The organism is Citrobacter sp. MGH110 (assembly GCF_001037515.1).
In the GTDB taxonomy this organism is placed as follows: Bacteria; Pseudomonadota; Gammaproteobacteria; order Enterobacterales; family Enterobacteriaceae; genus Citrobacter; species Citrobacter portucalensis.
On sequence record NZ_KQ089830.1, the window covers coordinates 2,336,722 to 2,350,982 of the forward strand.

The 14,261-nt window shown below is 53.1% G+C and carries 14 protein-coding genes and 1 pseudogene; 8 read left to right on the forward strand and 7 right to left on the reverse strand.

Going from position 1 to position 14,261, the window contains the following annotated elements; genetic code table 11:
• Positions 1-16 precede the first annotated feature (16 nt).
• Both SK38_RS11195 and SK38_RS11200 read left to right on the forward strand, forming a co-directional pair.
• Complete coding sequence (locus SK38_RS11195) at positions 17-1,435, forward strand: L-fucose/L-arabinose isomerase family protein (protein ID WP_032942637.1); 1,419 nt, start codon at positions 17-19, stop codon at positions 1,433-1,435.
• A gap of 32 nt (positions 1,436-1,467) precedes the next feature.
• The gene (locus tag SK38_RS11200) at positions 1,468-2,976 is read left to right on the forward strand and encodes an FGGY family carbohydrate kinase (protein ID WP_048214730.1); all 1,509 of its coding nucleotides are present in this window, start codon (positions 1,468-1,470) and stop codon (positions 2,974-2,976) included.
• Between the two features lie 51 nt (positions 2,977-3,027).
• On the opposite strand, the gene SK38_RS25210 is transcribed toward SK38_RS11200, so the two are convergent.
• Positions 3,028-4,044: an alpha/beta hydrolase gene (locus SK38_RS25210; RefSeq protein ID WP_331456310.1), complete on the reverse strand. Its 1,017-nt coding sequence runs from the start codon at positions 4,042-4,044 to the stop codon at positions 3,028-3,030.
• Positions 4,036-4,725 (reverse strand): annotated as a pseudogene (locus SK38_RS25215) (GNAT family N-acetyltransferase); the annotation flags it as partial. The pseudogene SK38_RS25215 and the gene SK38_RS25210, both read right to left, overlap by 9 nt.
• A 142-nt stretch (positions 4,726-4,867) precedes the next feature.
• Between SK38_RS25215 and SK38_RS11210 the strand changes: the two are divergent.
• A complete protein-coding gene (locus tag SK38_RS11210; RefSeq protein WP_008784045.1) occupies positions 4,868-5,986 on the forward strand; it encodes a YbdK family carboxylate-amine ligase in 1,119 nt (372 codons plus the stop codon).
• A gap of 67 nt (positions 5,987-6,053) precedes the next feature.
• Positions 6,054-6,302 carry a DUF1158 domain-containing protein gene (locus SK38_RS11215; RefSeq protein WP_008784044.1) on the forward strand — a complete coding sequence of 83 codons (249 nt, stop codon included), beginning with the start codon at positions 6,054-6,056 and terminating at the stop codon, positions 6,300-6,302.
• 21 nt (positions 6,303-6,323) lie between these two features.
• Here the strand turns inward: SK38_RS11215 and SK38_RS11220 are convergent, their stop codons facing one another.
• Positions 6,324-6,665, reverse strand: coding sequence for a RamA family antibiotic efflux transcriptional regulator (locus SK38_RS11220; RefSeq protein WP_048236475.1), 342 nt, complete (start codon positions 6,663-6,665; stop codon positions 6,324-6,326).
• 17 nt (positions 6,666-6,682) lie between these two features.
• Positions 6,683-7,795, reverse strand: a complete 1,113-nt coding sequence (locus SK38_RS11225; RefSeq protein ID WP_008784042.1) for an MBL fold metallo-hydrolase — start codon at positions 7,793-7,795, stop codon at positions 6,683-6,685.
• 190 nt (positions 7,796-7,985) lie between these two features.
• Here SK38_RS11225 and SK38_RS11230 point away from each other — a divergent pair, with 190 nt between their 5' ends.
• The 4 genes from SK38_RS11230 (at position 7,986) to SK38_RS11245 (ending at position 11,018) form a co-directional block, all read left to right on the forward strand.
• A complete protein-coding gene (locus SK38_RS11230; RefSeq protein ID WP_048235918.1) occupies positions 7,986-8,567 on the forward strand; it encodes a TetR/AcrR family transcriptional regulator in 582 nt (193 codons plus the stop codon).
• Complete coding sequence (locus SK38_RS11235; RefSeq protein ID WP_008784040.1) at positions 8,567-8,935, forward strand: MmcQ/YjbR family DNA-binding protein; 369 nt, start codon at positions 8,567-8,569, stop codon at positions 8,933-8,935. Before SK38_RS11230 ends, SK38_RS11235 begins: the two co-directional genes overlap by 1 nt.
• A gap of 119 nt (positions 8,936-9,054) precedes the next feature.
• The gene (nfsB, locus tag SK38_RS11240; protein ID WP_048235919.1) at positions 9,055-9,708 is read left to right on the forward strand and encodes an oxygen-insensitive NAD(P)H nitroreductase; all 654 of its coding nucleotides are present in this window, start codon (positions 9,055-9,057) and stop codon (positions 9,706-9,708) included.
• A gap of 65 nt (positions 9,709-9,773) precedes the next feature.
• Positions 9,774-11,018 (forward strand): mechanosensitive ion channel family protein, encoded by a 1,245-nt coding sequence (locus SK38_RS11245; protein ID WP_048235920.1) that lies wholly within the window; start codon positions 9,774-9,776, stop codon positions 11,016-11,018.
• A gap of 3 nt (positions 11,019-11,021) precedes the next feature.
• On the opposite strand, the gene SK38_RS11250 is transcribed toward SK38_RS11245, so the two are convergent.
• The 3 genes from SK38_RS11250 to SK38_RS11260 all read right to left on the reverse strand — a co-directional run bounded on the left by SK38_RS11250 (position 11,022) and on the right by SK38_RS11260 (position 14,256).
• Positions 11,022-12,002, reverse strand: a complete 981-nt coding sequence (locus SK38_RS11250; protein ID WP_003831159.1) for a LacI family DNA-binding transcriptional regulator — start codon at positions 12,000-12,002, stop codon at positions 11,022-11,024.
• A gap of 77 nt (positions 12,003-12,079) precedes the next feature.
• Positions 12,080-13,231 (reverse strand): Gfo/Idh/MocA family protein, encoded by a 1,152-nt coding sequence (locus tag SK38_RS11255; protein ID WP_048235921.1) that lies wholly within the window; start codon positions 13,229-13,231, stop codon positions 12,080-12,082.
• The gene (locus SK38_RS11260; protein WP_048235922.1) at positions 13,228-14,256 is read right to left on the reverse strand and encodes a sugar phosphate isomerase/epimerase family protein; all 1,029 of its coding nucleotides are present in this window, start codon (positions 14,254-14,256) and stop codon (positions 13,228-13,230) included. The genes SK38_RS11255 and SK38_RS11260 overlap by 4 nt, the downstream gene beginning before the upstream one ends.
• Positions 14,257-14,261 lie beyond the last annotated feature (5 nt).

The following is a 14,261-nucleotide window of genomic DNA, read 5'->3' on the forward strand; positions in this document are numbered from 1 at the left end:
CTTACTGGAGAAAGCGATGTCACGAATTCCTCAACAGTTGACCATGGCGGTGATTATTGGCAATCGGGGATTTTTCCCAAGCTATCTGGTTGCTGAAGCCCGCGAACAAGCCAGCGTGCTCTTTGCGCGACTGGGTATTAAAACCATTATGCTCGACGATACGCAAACGGAACTCGGCGGGGTAGAAACCCGCCAGGATGCGAAAGTGTGCGCCGAACTTTTCCGCGCTCACCGCGACGACATTCACGGCGTGGTAGTGCTGTTGCCGAACTTTGGCGATGAAAAAGCAATAGCGGAAACGCTGCGCCTGTCTGGCCTGAATGTCCCGGTACTGGTTCAGGCGCAGGAAGATAACCTTGATAAAATGGGGCTTGCCACCCGCCGTGACAGCTTCTGTGGAAAAATCTCCCTGTGCAATAACCTGCGTCAGTACGGCATTCCATTTACGCTCACCACCCAGCATGTCTGCGATCTGGCCGGTGAGGTTTTTGCTCAGGATCTGAAACGTTTCGAACAGATTTGCCGTGTTGTCAGCAGCATGCGTGGCGTACGCGTCGGCGCTATCGGTGCTCGCCCGGCTGGATTCAATACCGTTCGCTACAGCGAAAAATTACTCGAAAGACTGGGTATCGCCGTTGAAACGCTGGATCTGTCTGAAGTCTTTACCCGCATCAAATGTCTGCGCGATGACGATATCCGTGTGGATGAAAAACGTCGTCTGCTGCTGGATAACGCCGATGCCAGCGCCATTCCCGCCGACAAACTCGTCACAATGGCAAAACTGTTTGTCGTCATCAGCGAATGGGTCATCGCTAACGATATAGATACCACTGCGATCCAGTGCTGGACTTCGCTGCAGGAAAATTTAGGCATCAACGTATGCTCAATCATGAGCGTGATGTCCGGGCAGTTAATGCCCAGCGCATGCGAAGTGGATGTGATGGGCGCGCTGTCAATGTACGCCCTCGCCAGCAGTAATTTAAGCCCGGCTTCCATTGCCGACTGGAATAACAATTTCGGCGACGATCGTGATAAATGTGTGCTTTTTCACTGCGGAAACTTTGCATCAGCCAGTCTGGAGAGCCCCAAAATGGGCACAGCGGACATCATCGGTACCACCGTTGGGAAAGAGAACACCTGCGGTGCGGTACATGGACGCATGAAAAGCGGCACACTGACCTATTTCCGCCTGAGCACCGACGATTTAACCGGTGAAATCAAAGCGTACGTCGGAGAAGGCCAATCGGTAGACGATCCGCTGGATACGGTTGGCTGTCGTGCAGTAATCCAGGTGCCGCATCTGGAGAATTTACTGGCGTGGATCTGTCGTAACGGTTTTGAACATCACGTGGCAATGAACCATTCCGCCAGCGCCGAGGTGCTGCATGAAGCCTTCACCCGCTATCTCGGGGTGGATACGTTGTTCCATCGCTAATACTCAGGGAAACAGAGAGGCTGGAGAAAACGATGTCAGCAACGAAAGACATTATTATTGCGCTTGATGAAGGCACCACCAATGCCAAAGCCGTTGCGCTGGACGGTCGGGGAAATGTGGTCGCGAAGTTCTCCCGCGCGCTGGCGATCCACACGCCTCGCGAAGGCTGGGTTGAACAGTCCGGCGACGCGCTGCTGGAGGCCTCTCTGGCTGTAATGGCGCAAGCAGTTGCCGCCGTAGGTACGCAGCGGGTGGCGGCGCTGGCGATCAGTAATCAGCGAGAAACGGCAATCGGCTGGTATCGCGCAAGCGGGCGTCCGCTCGGCCCCGCCATTACCTGGCAATGCTCGCGCACGGCTGACTTTTGCCGGGCGTTGCGCGAGCAAGGTCATGAGGCGAAAATAAAATCCATCACCGGATTGCCCGTCGCCCCGCTATTTTCCGCCTCTAAAATGCGCTGGCTTCTGGAGTCCGTCCCCAACGGCATGGCGCTCGCGCAGCAAGGCGAAATTTGCCTCGGCACTATCGATAGCTGGTTACTGTGGAATCTTACCGGCGGTGCGGCGTTTCGTTGTGACGCCTCCAACGCTTCGCGCACGCAGTTGCTCAATCTACATAGCGGCCAATGGGATAGCGAGATGCTGGCGCTGTTTGGTATCCCGCAACAGGCGCTGCCAGAAGTTTGCCCTTCCAGTCATCATTTTGGCGTGACGAAAGGTCTGGCGACCATCCCCGATGGGATCCCCATTCTGGCGATGATTGGCGATTCTCATGCCGCGCTCTTTGCCCACGGGCTAGGTGCTGAAGGTTGTGTTAAAGCGACCTATGGCACCGGCTCATCGGTGATGGCTCCGGTATCTTCAACGCAGTCTGCGGTGAATGCGCTGGCAACAACTATTGCCTGGCATGATGGCGATACCCGGGTCTATGGTCTGGAAGGCAATATTCCCCATACTGGCGATGCTGTGGCCTGGATGGCCGACAGTACCGGCTTAAGCGAACTGCCGGAGGAGCAACTGTTACATGAACTCAATACTCTGCCCGCCACGGTCGACTCGACGCTGGGCGTCTATTTTGTTCCGGCACTTACCGGGCTGGGCGCACCCTGGTGGGATGAAAGCGCCCGGGGGTTAATTCATGGCCTCAGCCGCGGCGTGAAACGCGCGCATCTGGTGCGCGCCGCGCTGGAGTCTATTACCTATCAAATTGCCGATGTGGTGCAAGCGATGCACCAGCACAGCGGTTTCAGCCTCAGCGCGCTGATGGTTGATGGCGGGCCAACAAAAAATGATTGGCTGATGCAGTACCAGTCCGATCTGCTGGGTTGCCCGGTAATGCGCAGCGACATTCCCGAGCTTTCAGCCATTGGCGCCGGGCTGCTGGCACGCAAGGCGCTGCTCGGTACAGAAACCGCTCAGCTACGCCATTTTTTGCCCGACCACATATCATTTCAGCCAAACGCAGAGCGTCACGGTCGATTGCAAAAACGCTGGCACGAGTGGCAAAGCGCCGTTGAGCGTACGCGCTGGCAAACACCTTAGCGAGTCAGCAATCATGATAAATCCGCCCGCAGCCACGACTGAGTGCGGGCGCTAATCGCGAACAAAGTCACCAATCGCCAGATAGGTTGCTTTTGCTTCCTGCGGGACTTTATCCTCCAGCATCAGATAAGCATGCGTCATCCCAGGAAAGTGAACATGCTGTACGGGTATCCCCTCAGCTTGCAGTCTGGCGACAAAAGCAAAATTCTCATCCCGTAAAGGATCCAACCCACCACTGACTACCAGAGTGGGTGGAAAATCCTGGCTCAACGGCAGGTAAAGCGGAGACGTCTGTTTACGATCTTCTTCATTGCGGAAATATTGCTGAAAATACCAGCGTATTTTGCTTTCATCCAGTAGCTTTCCGGTACCGTTCTCCTGCACCGATGGCCAGTTCAGCGTGTAGTCCAGGCTCGGATAAATCAGCACCAGGCGATGAATAAATCCTGGCTGCTCGCGGGAAAAGTAGGCCGCCAGCGTCGTGCTAAACGCGCCGCCACCGCTGTCGCCGATAAGCGTGAGTTGGCGAGTGTAAGGAATATGCTGACTGTCGAGCAGCGACCAGACGTTTTCTATTACGGCTTTGGCATCGGAAAGACCAGCCGGATACGGGTTTTCTGGCGCAAGTCGATAATCAACCGACACAACGATATTCCCTGTCGCCATCGCCAGATGACGGGCAACCGGGTCATACACTTCCACCGAACCGCTCAGATGCCCACCGCCATGGATAAACACCACCACCTTCGGCTCTCCGGTCAGTGCCGGTCGATAAATCCGTACCGGGATGCGACGCTCTCCGGTATCCACTTCCGTATTGATAATCGCAGCCATCGGTTCTGAGGTGGACACATTTGCTTTTGTCAGTGCTGCTAACCCTGCTCTTGAGCAGAGCGTGTCGTAGCAAAGGTTGGGATTGCGAGGTTGTGCTGCGAGTAAATCAGCCAGAAGCGCAGGCGGTGTTTGCGTCAGCGAGCCGTGTTCCTGTTGCCAGCGCTGTTGATAACCTTGCTGTTGCGTCTGCACAGTCTCAACGTTGGCAGTCTCACAGGAAAAGCACTCTGCCATCGACTGGCGTTGCCGTCCGTTTTCATCAAAGTTCTCTGCGGCCAACCAGCGCTGTAACACGGCGTCACACTGGGGCCATTCGCTATCAATCATTGATAACCAGTCGCTGTCGCGATTACGCCCCTTGCGCACAATCTTCTGGCGAAAGCGACCTTCGAAGATAAACCCAAGGCGTTCCGCTGCCCGTCGAGAAGCGGTGTTCAGAGAATCGCATTTCCACTCCACGCGACGATAGCCCAACGCAAATGCCTGGCGTAACAGCAGCCAGATGCTTTCGGTGCCGAGAACCGTATTTTTCATACGCGGTGACCAGGTCACATGACCAATTTCGACCGAACCGTGCTCTCGTTCAATCGCCATAAAGCACACCAGTCCGACAGCTCGTCCTGAACGCTGTTCAATGACGGCATAGGGAACCAGAGATGCATCAGTAACTTTCCCCTGCACCCAGCAAACTGCGGCCTCGACGCTTGTGGGGCGAGAGCTTGCAAGCCAGGTCCAGTCGCGATCGTCCGGCGCCTGCGCGTAGGCATCAAACAGATCGGCGGCATGGCTGTCGGCATCCAGGGGAACCAGTCGACAATATTGCCCTATCAGCGTTTCCCGTGGCAGTACGGCAGCGCCATTCCAGTCCGGCACGACATCGCCGACGGTCTGCCCATAAAGATTTATTTCCGGCACGATTCAACCCCAGTAGCGAAGTAAAAAATAGTTATAACACTGGCCATTACACCTTCAAAGCGTCGCAAGGGTGATTTTGACGACGAACAGAAAATCAGCACTCCTTCTATACTGATTAAAAATCAACGCGAAAGAGAGCCTTATGCCACTACCCGATTTTCATGTTTCCGACCCTTTTACGTTAGGCATTGAACTGGAAATGCAGGTGGTCAATCCGCCAGGTTACGACCTGAGTCAGGATTCTTCCCGGCTGATTGATGCCGTAAAACCGCAGCTCACCGCCGGAGAAGTGAAGCACGATATCACCGAAAGTATGCTGGAGATGGCGACCGGAGTTTGCCGAAATATCGACCAGGCTGATGCTGAATTGTCCGCTATGCAGCAGATAATTATGCGAGTTGCTGCAGAGCATCACCTCGCCATTTGTGGCGGCGGCACACATCCATTTCAAAAATGGCAACGTCAGGAAGTCTGCGATGACGAACGCTATCGGCGCAACCTGGAAAATTTTGGCTATCTTATCCAGCAGGCGACGGTGTTTGGCCAGCACGTGCATATCGGCTGCGCAAACGGCGATGATGCCATTTACCTGCTACACGGCCTGTCGCGATTTGTTCCCCATTTTATTGCGCTCTCGGCCGCCTCACCTTATATGCAGACGTCTGACACGCGGTTTGCCTGCGCGCGTCTGAATATTTTCTCCGGATTTCCCGATAATGGCCCGATGCCATGGGTGAATAACTGGCAGGAATTCGAGGGGCTATTCCGTCGACTGGCTTACACCAGCATGATTGATAGCATTAAAGATTTACACTGGGATATCCGCCCCAGCCCGCACTTTGGCACGGTAGAGGTTCGGGTCATGGATACGCCGCTGACCCTTGATCATGCGGTCAATATGGCAGGACTTATTCAGGCTACCGCCCACTGGTTACTCACCAAACGTCCATTCAAGCACCAGGAGCGTGATTACCTGTTGTATAAATTCAATCGTTTTCAGGCCTGTCGCTTTGGTATGGCGGGAATCGTCACCGACGTCAATACCGGCGACGGCTGCCGCCTGTCAGAAGACACATTGCGACTACTGGAGAATATCGCTACTTCTGCAGATAAAGTAGGCGCAACCAGCGCGATTGAAGCTATACATCTGCAGGTTAAAAATGGTCATGATGAAGCACAAAACATGCGTGACTTTGTCGCCGAAGGCGGGTCACTGAGTGGCCTGGTGAAAAAACATTGTGAGATTTGGGCGGGGTTGTAAGCGTGGGAATTTGCGTTGCCCGCTGAGATCCCGGACAATAGCTTTTTAACTCAAGTTTAACAATGTTATGAAACACCCGCTTGAATCACTGATGACTGTCGCAGGGATCCTGCTACTGGCTTTTTTGTCTTGCCTGCTGCTGCCCGCCCCCTCACTTGGCCTGGTGCTGGCGCAAAAACTCGTCGCCATTTTTCATCTGATGGATCTCAATCAGTTTTATACTTTGCTGTTTTGCCTGTGGTTTTTACTGCTGGGCGTGATTGAGTATTTGGTGCTGCGCTTCATCTGGCGGCGCTGGTTCTCGCTGGCGGATTAGGCCCGCGAGAACCCTCTGCTGTTAATGCGTTCGGCTATGATTTTCTTTGCGATAAGCTCCCGGCGGCTGGCTGAACGTACGGGTGAAAATACGCGTAAAGGTCTGCTGCGAATCGAATCCGTATTTTAAACATATGTCGTACACTTTCTGGTCGGTATCGCGTAGATCGCGCGCCGCCATCAGCAGCTTACGTTCGCGGATGTAACGCCCGAGACTCTCGCCTTTGTACTGCATAAAAAGACGCTGCAGGTGCCATTTGGAATATCCCGCATGGCGTGCAATATCATCAATGCGCAATGGCTGATTCAAATTATCATCAATCCATTCAACAATCGTATCAATTACCTGAGCAGAAATCGTCATCATGCTCTCCCCTGTATTCATTGAGTCACCTGTTGCCACCAGGCCGTAAACGGTTGGTCCGGTTCGGACAGTATTACCGGTTCACCCAGCATTGGCGTCAGCAGTCGGTAATCCTGATGACGGCTGGCAAGCGCCAGTCGTTTGTAAGGATCATCCCAGGTATGTTTCGCCAGAACGAAACGGCCGGCATGCCCTGGCAACACGGCTTTCGCATGCAGATCTGCCGCAGCCTGCGCCGTCTCTTCCGGCATCATGTGAATAAACTTCCAGTCCTGGTCATACTGACCGTTCTCCATAATCGCCAAATCGACAGAGCCAAACTGCTCGCCGATGGCTTTAAAATGCGGTCCATAGCCGGAATCGCCGCTGTAATAAACGTTCTGCTCCGGCGTTTCGAACATGAAGCTCGCCCATAGTGTTTGGTTGCGTTTGATACCGCGCCCCGAGAAATGACGGGCGGGCAGCACATGAACGATCAGCGAATCCGTCACTCTGACGGACTGATTCCAGTCCCGTTCTTCGATTATCTCGCTGCGCATCCCCCAGTAACGCAGATGCGACCCGACGCCAAGCGGCGTAATCACCCGCTTAATTTTCGGCATTAGCGCCTTGATAGTGGCGAGATCCAGATGGTCATAGTGATCGTGCGAGATGATGAGCAGGTCTATCTCCGGCATCGTCTGTGCGGTCCACGGATAATCACCGGCAAAGGCCTTGTTCAGGAACGAGAACGGTGCGGCATAATTGCTGAAAACCGGATCAATCAGGATACGTTGACCCGCCAGCTGTAAATACCACGAAGAATGGCCCAGCCAGACCAGGGTATCCTGCTGCGGCGAAAGCCCGGCGAGATCGGTCGCGACCATAGGTAACGGTTGTGCTGGTCGTGCATTTTCACGCTTAGCGACCAGAAACTCCCACCAGGCCGCCAGCATGCCTTTGTTGCCGGTATAGCCCGGTGTCGGCACCTGGTTATGAAACTGTCCATCACGATAGTGCGGTGACTGTTCAACCTGACTCAGTTGTGCCCCTTGCGGCGCCTGACCAAACCCGGCATTGAGTACAAACGGTAAACTTGCAGCTGCAGCAATAAGCATAATAACAACCACACAAACTGTGAGACGCTTCATATCCTGACCTTAAACGCGCCCCCTTTCCGCTGGTTTGCGCGACTGACTCTTGATTATGAGTGAGTAAGCACTCATTATAGAAATCGAAAGTTCTCCGTCAAGATGATTTTCAATCTTTGACATTCGCCGTTGCGGCGCAGCAAACGCCGTGATTCAATCATGTTTTTTACAAACTTAAGGGTAAAGTGTAGTGGCTCGTCCGAAGAGTGAAGACAAAAAACTGGCATTACTGGAAGCTGCAACCACAGCATTTGCACAATCAGGTGTTGCGGCTTCGACCGCCGTGATAGCCCGTAATGCAGGGGTTGCGGAGGGAACGTTGTTTCGCTATTTCGCGACCAAAGATGATTTGATCAACGAGCTTTACCTCTTTTTGAAGCAAGACCTTTGTCAGTCGATGATGGCAAACCTGGATCGTTCAGTGACCGATGCCAAAACCATGACTCACTACATCTGGAACAGCTACATTAGCAGGGGCCTGAACCACACCTGCGGGCATCGCACGATTCGTCAGTTGGCGGTCAGCGAGAAAATAAGCAAGGACACCGAACAACAGGCTGACGATATGTTCCCGGAACTGCGCGATCTTTGTCATCGTTCCGTACGACCCGAGTTTATGTCTGATGAATATCGCGCCTTTGGCGACGGGCTATTCCTTTCTCTGGCAGAAACCACCATGGAGTTCGCCGCCCGCGACGCTGCCCGCGCAAATGAATATATTTCGATGGGGTTTGAAGCCATGTGGCGCGCACTGACCCGCGAGGAACAATAATGGACGGCCAGACCCTTCCTGCCTGTGCGAAACGCCTTGCGCTCGAACTACCTTTTACCGAACACTGCTGGCCTTTCGGCCCGGAATACGATGTCTTCAAGGTTGGCGGTAAAATTTTTATGCTGGTCACGGAGCTTCGCGGACGGCCACTTATTAACCTGAAATCCGATCCGCAAAAATCACTGTTAAACCAGCAGATCTACCCCAGCATTAAGCCCGGCTATCACATGAATAAAAAGCACTGGATCTCGGTCTATCCTGGTGACGATATTACCGAGTCATTACTGGCAGAGCTGGTGAATGATTCCTGGCACCGCGTCGTCGACGGCTTGCCGAAGCGGGATCAAAAACGCCTGCGTCCAGGTTGATTTATCGCTAACCCCGATAAGTGTTTTTGCATTTTTCTGTCTTATCTTTTTTCTGCTAACCCTGTACCCTGCTGAAACAAAACGCACCCGCAGGGTATGGAAAATCACCAGGAGTAGTTATGGATATTGTTTCTGTCGCCTTAAAACGTTACTCCACTAAGGCATTTGATCCGAATAAAAAACTGACCGCTGAGCAGGCCGAAAAATTAAAAACGCTGCTGCAGTTTAGCCCATCCAGCACCAACTCTCAGCCATGGCACTTTATTGTCGCCAGCACTGATGAAGGTAAGGCGCGTGTGGCTAAATCCGCAGCTGGCGGCTTTGTATTCAACGAACGTAAAATGCTGGATGCTTCCCACGTCGTGGTGTTCTGCGCCAAAACGGCGATGGACGATGCGTGGCTGGAACGCGTGGTGGATCAAGAAGAAAGCGATGGTCGTTTCGCCACGCCTGAAGCGAAAGCCGCAAACCACAAAGGCCGCACCTTCTTTGCCGACATGCATCGCAAAGAACTGAAAGATGACAACCACTGGATGGCAAAACAGGTGTACCTGAACGTCGGTAACTTCCTGCTGGGCGTTGCGGCGATGGGCCTGGATGCGGTGCCGATCGAAGGCTTTGATTCAGCTGTCATGGATGCAGAATTTGGCCTGAAAGAAAAAGGTTTCACCAGCGTAGTGGTGGTTCCTGTGGGTCATCACAGCATAGAAGATTTCAACGCCGCGCTGCCGAAATCTCGTCTGCCGTTGGAAACGACGCTGACGGAAGTCTAATCCTCCGCATTTGCATAAGCTCCGCACAGCGGTCATCATAGACCGCTGTTTATTAAGGAGACGTTATGCAGGAATTGATATCTCAGGTAGAAGAACTCGGCATTGAAATAAATCACACCACCTCATTGGTGATGATTTTTGGCATTATTTTTATCACCGCCATTATTGTTCACGTTATTTTGCACTGGGTGGTATTACGCGCATTTGAAAAGCGCGCCAGCGCCAGCTCCCGCCTGTGGCTACAAATCATCACGCAGAACAAGTTATTTCACCGGCTGGCATTCACCCTGCAGGGTATCATTGTCAATATACAGGCCGCACTCTGGCTACAGAAAGGCAGCGAAGCAGCAGAAATATTAGTGACCTGCGCACAGTTGTGGATCATGATGTACGCCCTGCTGTCCCTATTTTCCCTGCTGGACGTTATTCTCAATCTGTCGCAAAAACTCCCTGCTGCGTCGCAATTGCCGCTAAAAGGCATATTCCAGGGCATCAAACTCATCAGCGCAATTCTCGTCGGAATATTGATGATTTCCCTGCTGATTGGTCAGTCACCGGCAATACTGATAAGCGGTCTGGGCGCCATGGCCGCCGTGTTAATGCTGGTGTTTAAAGACCCTATTCTCGGTCTGGTGGCCGGAATACAGCTCTCCGCCAACGATATGTTAAAGCTTGGCGACTGGCTGGAAATGCCGAAATACGGTGCCGATGGCGCGGTCATTGATATTGGCTTAACCACCGTCAAAGTGCGCAACTGGGATAACACCATCACCACTATCCCCACCTGGTCCCTGGTATCAGACTCTTTTAAAAACTGGAGCGGAATGTCGGCTTCAGGCGGTCGGAGAATTAAACGCAGCATCAGCATCGATGCCACCAGCATCCATTTTCTTGATGAGGATGAGCGCCAGCGTCTGCATAAAGCCCACCTGCTGAAACCGTATTTAACAACACGTCACCAGGAAATTGACGAGTGGAATCAGCAGTTAGATGCGCCTGAATCGGTATTGAATCACCGCCGGATGACCAATATTGGTACCTTCCGCGCTTATCTGAACGAGTATTTGCGTCATCATCCGCGTATTCGCAAAGATATGACGTTAATGGTGCGCCAGCTTGCGCCGGACGATCATGGTTTACCGATTGAAATTTATGCCTTTACCAATACGGTGGTCTGGCTGGAATATGAAAGTATTCAGGCTGATATCTTCGACCATATATTTGCCGTAGTTGAAGAGTTTGGCTTGCGCATTCATCAGTCGCCTACCGGAAATGATATTCGTGCTCTGTCTGGTGCGTTTCAGCGATAAAGCTCAGGTACTGGCGCGTGAAATATAGCGCCAGTCCATCATCACCCTTTCCGTCTGCGCGTCAGGATTTTCTATTTTATTCAGCAATAATCCTACCGCTTTGCGGCCTATATCCCGTGAGGGCTGCTCAATGGTCGAAAGCTGTGGAGAAACCATTTCTGCCAGTTCCGTACCGTCGAAACCAACAACGGCGATATCCTGCGGGATCTGTAATCCGGCATCGAAAATTGCGCGCATCGCACCAGCGGCTAGCGTGTCCGATACGGCAAACACCGCGTCGGGTTTCACCTCTGCGGCAAGTAGTGTTTTCATCGCCGCAATTCCTGCACTGGAACTTAATTCACTGGCATATTCCACAGCCTGATATTCAAGCGACAGCGCATGCAGCGCCGCTTTATAGCCGCGTTCGCGCAAACGAGCATATTTATAACTCAGGTCATGATTGATTAAGGCAATTCGTCGGTAGCCCTTATCCACCAGGTGAGATATCACCGACTGTGCGGCGTCAACATCGTTAATCCCCACGCAGGAAACCGCGCCTTTGTCAGCATATTCCGCGCACTGAACCCAGGGCGCATCGCCAATCAGCGTAGTCAGTTCCGGTAATTTTGAGAATGCATCCATGGTGATAATGCCATCAACAATTTTCCCCGACAGGAGCTTCAACGCCGATTTTGAGCGGGCTGTATCCGAGCCGGAATTACACAGCAAAATGCGATAGCCATTCTTCTCCGCCTCCTCTTCAATGCCTTTAACAACCTCTGCACAAAAAGGGTTGGCAATGTTGGAAACCATCACCAGAATCATCGAACTACGTGCCGTACGCAGCTGACGCGCCAGCAGGTTGGGCTGATAATTGCTTTCTTTAATAGCCTGTAGCACGCGCTCACGATTTTTGGCTTTGACGGTATCACTGTGATTCAGCACACGCGATACCGTCGCCACCGACACACCGGCAAGCTGGGCGATTTTTTGAATAGACATAACGACGACACATCCTGCGGTTTACGCTTTGCGTTGAGGCTACCATAAAATCGCCGACTGGCGAACCGGATGCGTGTTTAGCGCTGTACTGATATCCAACGCTGCTGCTGATGGCTTTTTATAATTGCATCAATAATATACATCACATCCGCACCGTCAGAAAAAGACGCAAATCGACGCTCCGCCCTCGCGGGCATTTTGCCTGCCAACACCGCCTGATAAAACTGCTGCATCATATTCTTGAACGCATCCGGCCAGCCCTCAATATGCCCGCCCGGAAAGTGCGCACTGGCAGCTACATCAGCATTCATCAATCCTGGGTCGTCCGTCAGGATCTGGTTCGCCTGCTGACGGTGCCCGACCCAAAGCTGTTGCGGCGTTTCCTGATCCCAGTGCAGTGAACAGTGGCTACCGTTAATTTCAAAGCTCAGGTGATTCTTGCGCCCGGCACTCACTTGCGAAACGCTAAAGCAGCCTTTGCTGCCATCATCAAAACGTACCAGCACCGACCCACGATCTTCTGTCGTAACCGCTTTATCCTCAAATTGCACATCAGCCGTTTGCTGGCCAAACGTAGCGTTACTGGCAATGCTGGCTTTACGTACCGGCCAGACGATAGCCAAATCGGCCATCACCTCGACAATACGTTTTCCAGTCACGAATTGCACCGTATCACACCAGTGCGAACCGATATCCGCAACCGCCCGTGAATCGCCGCCCTGTGCGGCATCGACCCGCCAGTTGTAGTCAGTCTCCAGCAGCATCCAGTCCTGCAGGTAGCTCCCCTGTACGGCAAACAGACTGCCCACGCTGCCGCTTCTGACCATACTGGCCGCCTGCTGCACCATTGCAAACTGGCGATAGACAAAGCTCACGCCGTGCACCACTCCAGCCTGCTGCGCCAGCGTTTCCAGTTCACGAGCCTCTTCCGGCGTCATACACAGCGGCTTTTCTGAAAACACGTGCATACCCGCGCGTAAAATCTGCCGATTGATGTCGGCATGCAGATGATTCGGTGTACAGTTATGCACTACCTGCAGTCCGGGATGCGCCAGCAGCGCTTCAACGCTGCCGTACGCATGAGGAATATGAAGAGCATCTGCGCGTTCCTTGGCAACCGCCAGCGAGCTATCACAGAGCGCCACCACGTTCACACCGCCGAGTCGACGCAACGCCTCAATATGTGCAGGCCCAATAAATCCGCTACCAATAATGCCAACCTGTATCATTTGCGTACCTCATCGCCAGCGGCGAAATCATCAAATGCACGTGCAGAAACCGGAATAATATGGCGGCGTATAAAATCACTCCCCTCACGCGCCCCGGTTTGTGCGTCTTTCAGGCAACACTCCCATTCCAGCACCGCCCAGCCAGGGAAATCATATTGTGTGAGCTTGCTGAAGATCGTTTTGAAATCGACCTGCCCGTCCCCCAAAGAACGGAAGCGCCCGGCGCGATCGAGCCACGGCTGATAACCGCCATAGACACCGCTGCGGCTACTGGCGTGGTACTCAGCGTCCTTGACGTGGAACGCTTTAATACGCGAGTGATAGACATCGATAAACCCAAGATAATCCATCTGCTGCAATAACAGATGGCTCGGGTCATAGAGAATGTTGCAGCGAGGATGATTATCAACCAGCGCAAGAAAACGCTCGAACGTCACGCCATCGTGCAGATCTTCGCCTGGATGGATCTCAAAGCAAACATCCACCCCATGGTGATCAAAGCGATCGAGTATCGGTCTCCAGCGGCGCGCCAGCTCCAGAAAAGCCTCTTCAAAGCGCTGACGATTATGCGGTGGCCACGGATAAAAGAAAGGCCAGGCGAGCGAACCTGAAAACGTGGCATGTGCCGTCAGCCCCAGTCTTTGCGAAGCCGCAGCGGCCTGGTGTAAGGTTTCGATGGCCCACGCCTGTCTGGCCTGCGGATTAGCGCGTACAGACGGCGGAGCAAATCCGTCAAAAGCGTCATCGTAAGCCGGATGGACGGCAACCAGTTGACCTTCAAGATGGGTAGATAATTCGCTAATCACTAACCCATATCCGGCCAGCATCCCGCGAATATCATCACAATAGGCCTGACTTACAGCAGCTTGTTCGACATCAAACAGCGACTTGTGATTACACGGGATTTGTAATGCCTTATAGCCCAGCTCCGCCGCCCATTTTGCCACGCCTTCCAGGGTGTTAAATGGCGGGCGATCCCCGATAAATTGCGCCAGAAAAATGCCAGGCCCCTTGATGGTTTTCATAACCC

Bases quoted from the DNA above. Each gene is read 5' to 3' on its own strand.
- SK38_RS11195 (WP_032942637.1), top strand. From the start codon at position 17: ATGTCACGAATTCCTCAACAGTTGACCATGGCGGTGATTATTGGCAAT.
- SK38_RS11200 (WP_048214730.1), top strand. From the start codon at position 1,468: ATGTCAGCAACGAAAGACATTATTATTGCGCTTGATGAAGGCACCACC.
- SK38_RS25210 (WP_331456310.1), bottom strand. From the start codon at position 4,044: ATGGCAGAGTGCTTTTCCTGTGAGACTGCCAACGTTGAGACTGTGCAG.
- SK38_RS11210 (WP_008784045.1), top strand. From the start codon at position 4,868: ATGCCACTACCCGATTTTCATGTTTCCGACCCTTTTACGTTAGGCATT.
- SK38_RS11215 (WP_008784044.1), top strand. From the start codon at position 6,054: ATGAAACACCCGCTTGAATCACTGATGACTGTCGCAGGGATCCTGCTA.
- SK38_RS11220 (WP_048236475.1), bottom strand. From the start codon at position 6,665: ATGACGATTTCTGCTCAGGTAATTGATACGATTGTTGAATGGATTGAT.
- SK38_RS11225 (WP_008784042.1), bottom strand. From the start codon at position 7,795: ATGAAGCGTCTCACAGTTTGTGTGGTTGTTATTATGCTTATTGCTGCA.
- SK38_RS11235 (WP_008784040.1), top strand. From the start codon at position 8,567: ATGGACGGCCAGACCCTTCCTGCCTGTGCGAAACGCCTTGCGCTCGAA.
- nfsB (WP_048235919.1), top strand. From the start codon at position 9,055: ATGGATATTGTTTCTGTCGCCTTAAAACGTTACTCCACTAAGGCATTT.
- SK38_RS11245 (WP_048235920.1), top strand. From the start codon at position 9,774: ATGCAGGAATTGATATCTCAGGTAGAAGAACTCGGCATTGAAATAAAT.
- SK38_RS11250 (WP_003831159.1), bottom strand. From the start codon at position 12,002: ATGTCTATTCAAAAAATCGCCCAGCTTGCCGGTGTGTCGGTGGCGACG.
- SK38_RS11255 (WP_048235921.1), bottom strand. From the start codon at position 13,231: ATGATACAGGTTGGCATTATTGGTAGCGGATTTATTGGGCCTGCACAT.
- SK38_RS11260 (WP_048235922.1), bottom strand. From the start codon at position 14,256: ATGAAAACCATCAAGGGGCCTGGCATTTTTCTGGCGCAATTTATCGGG.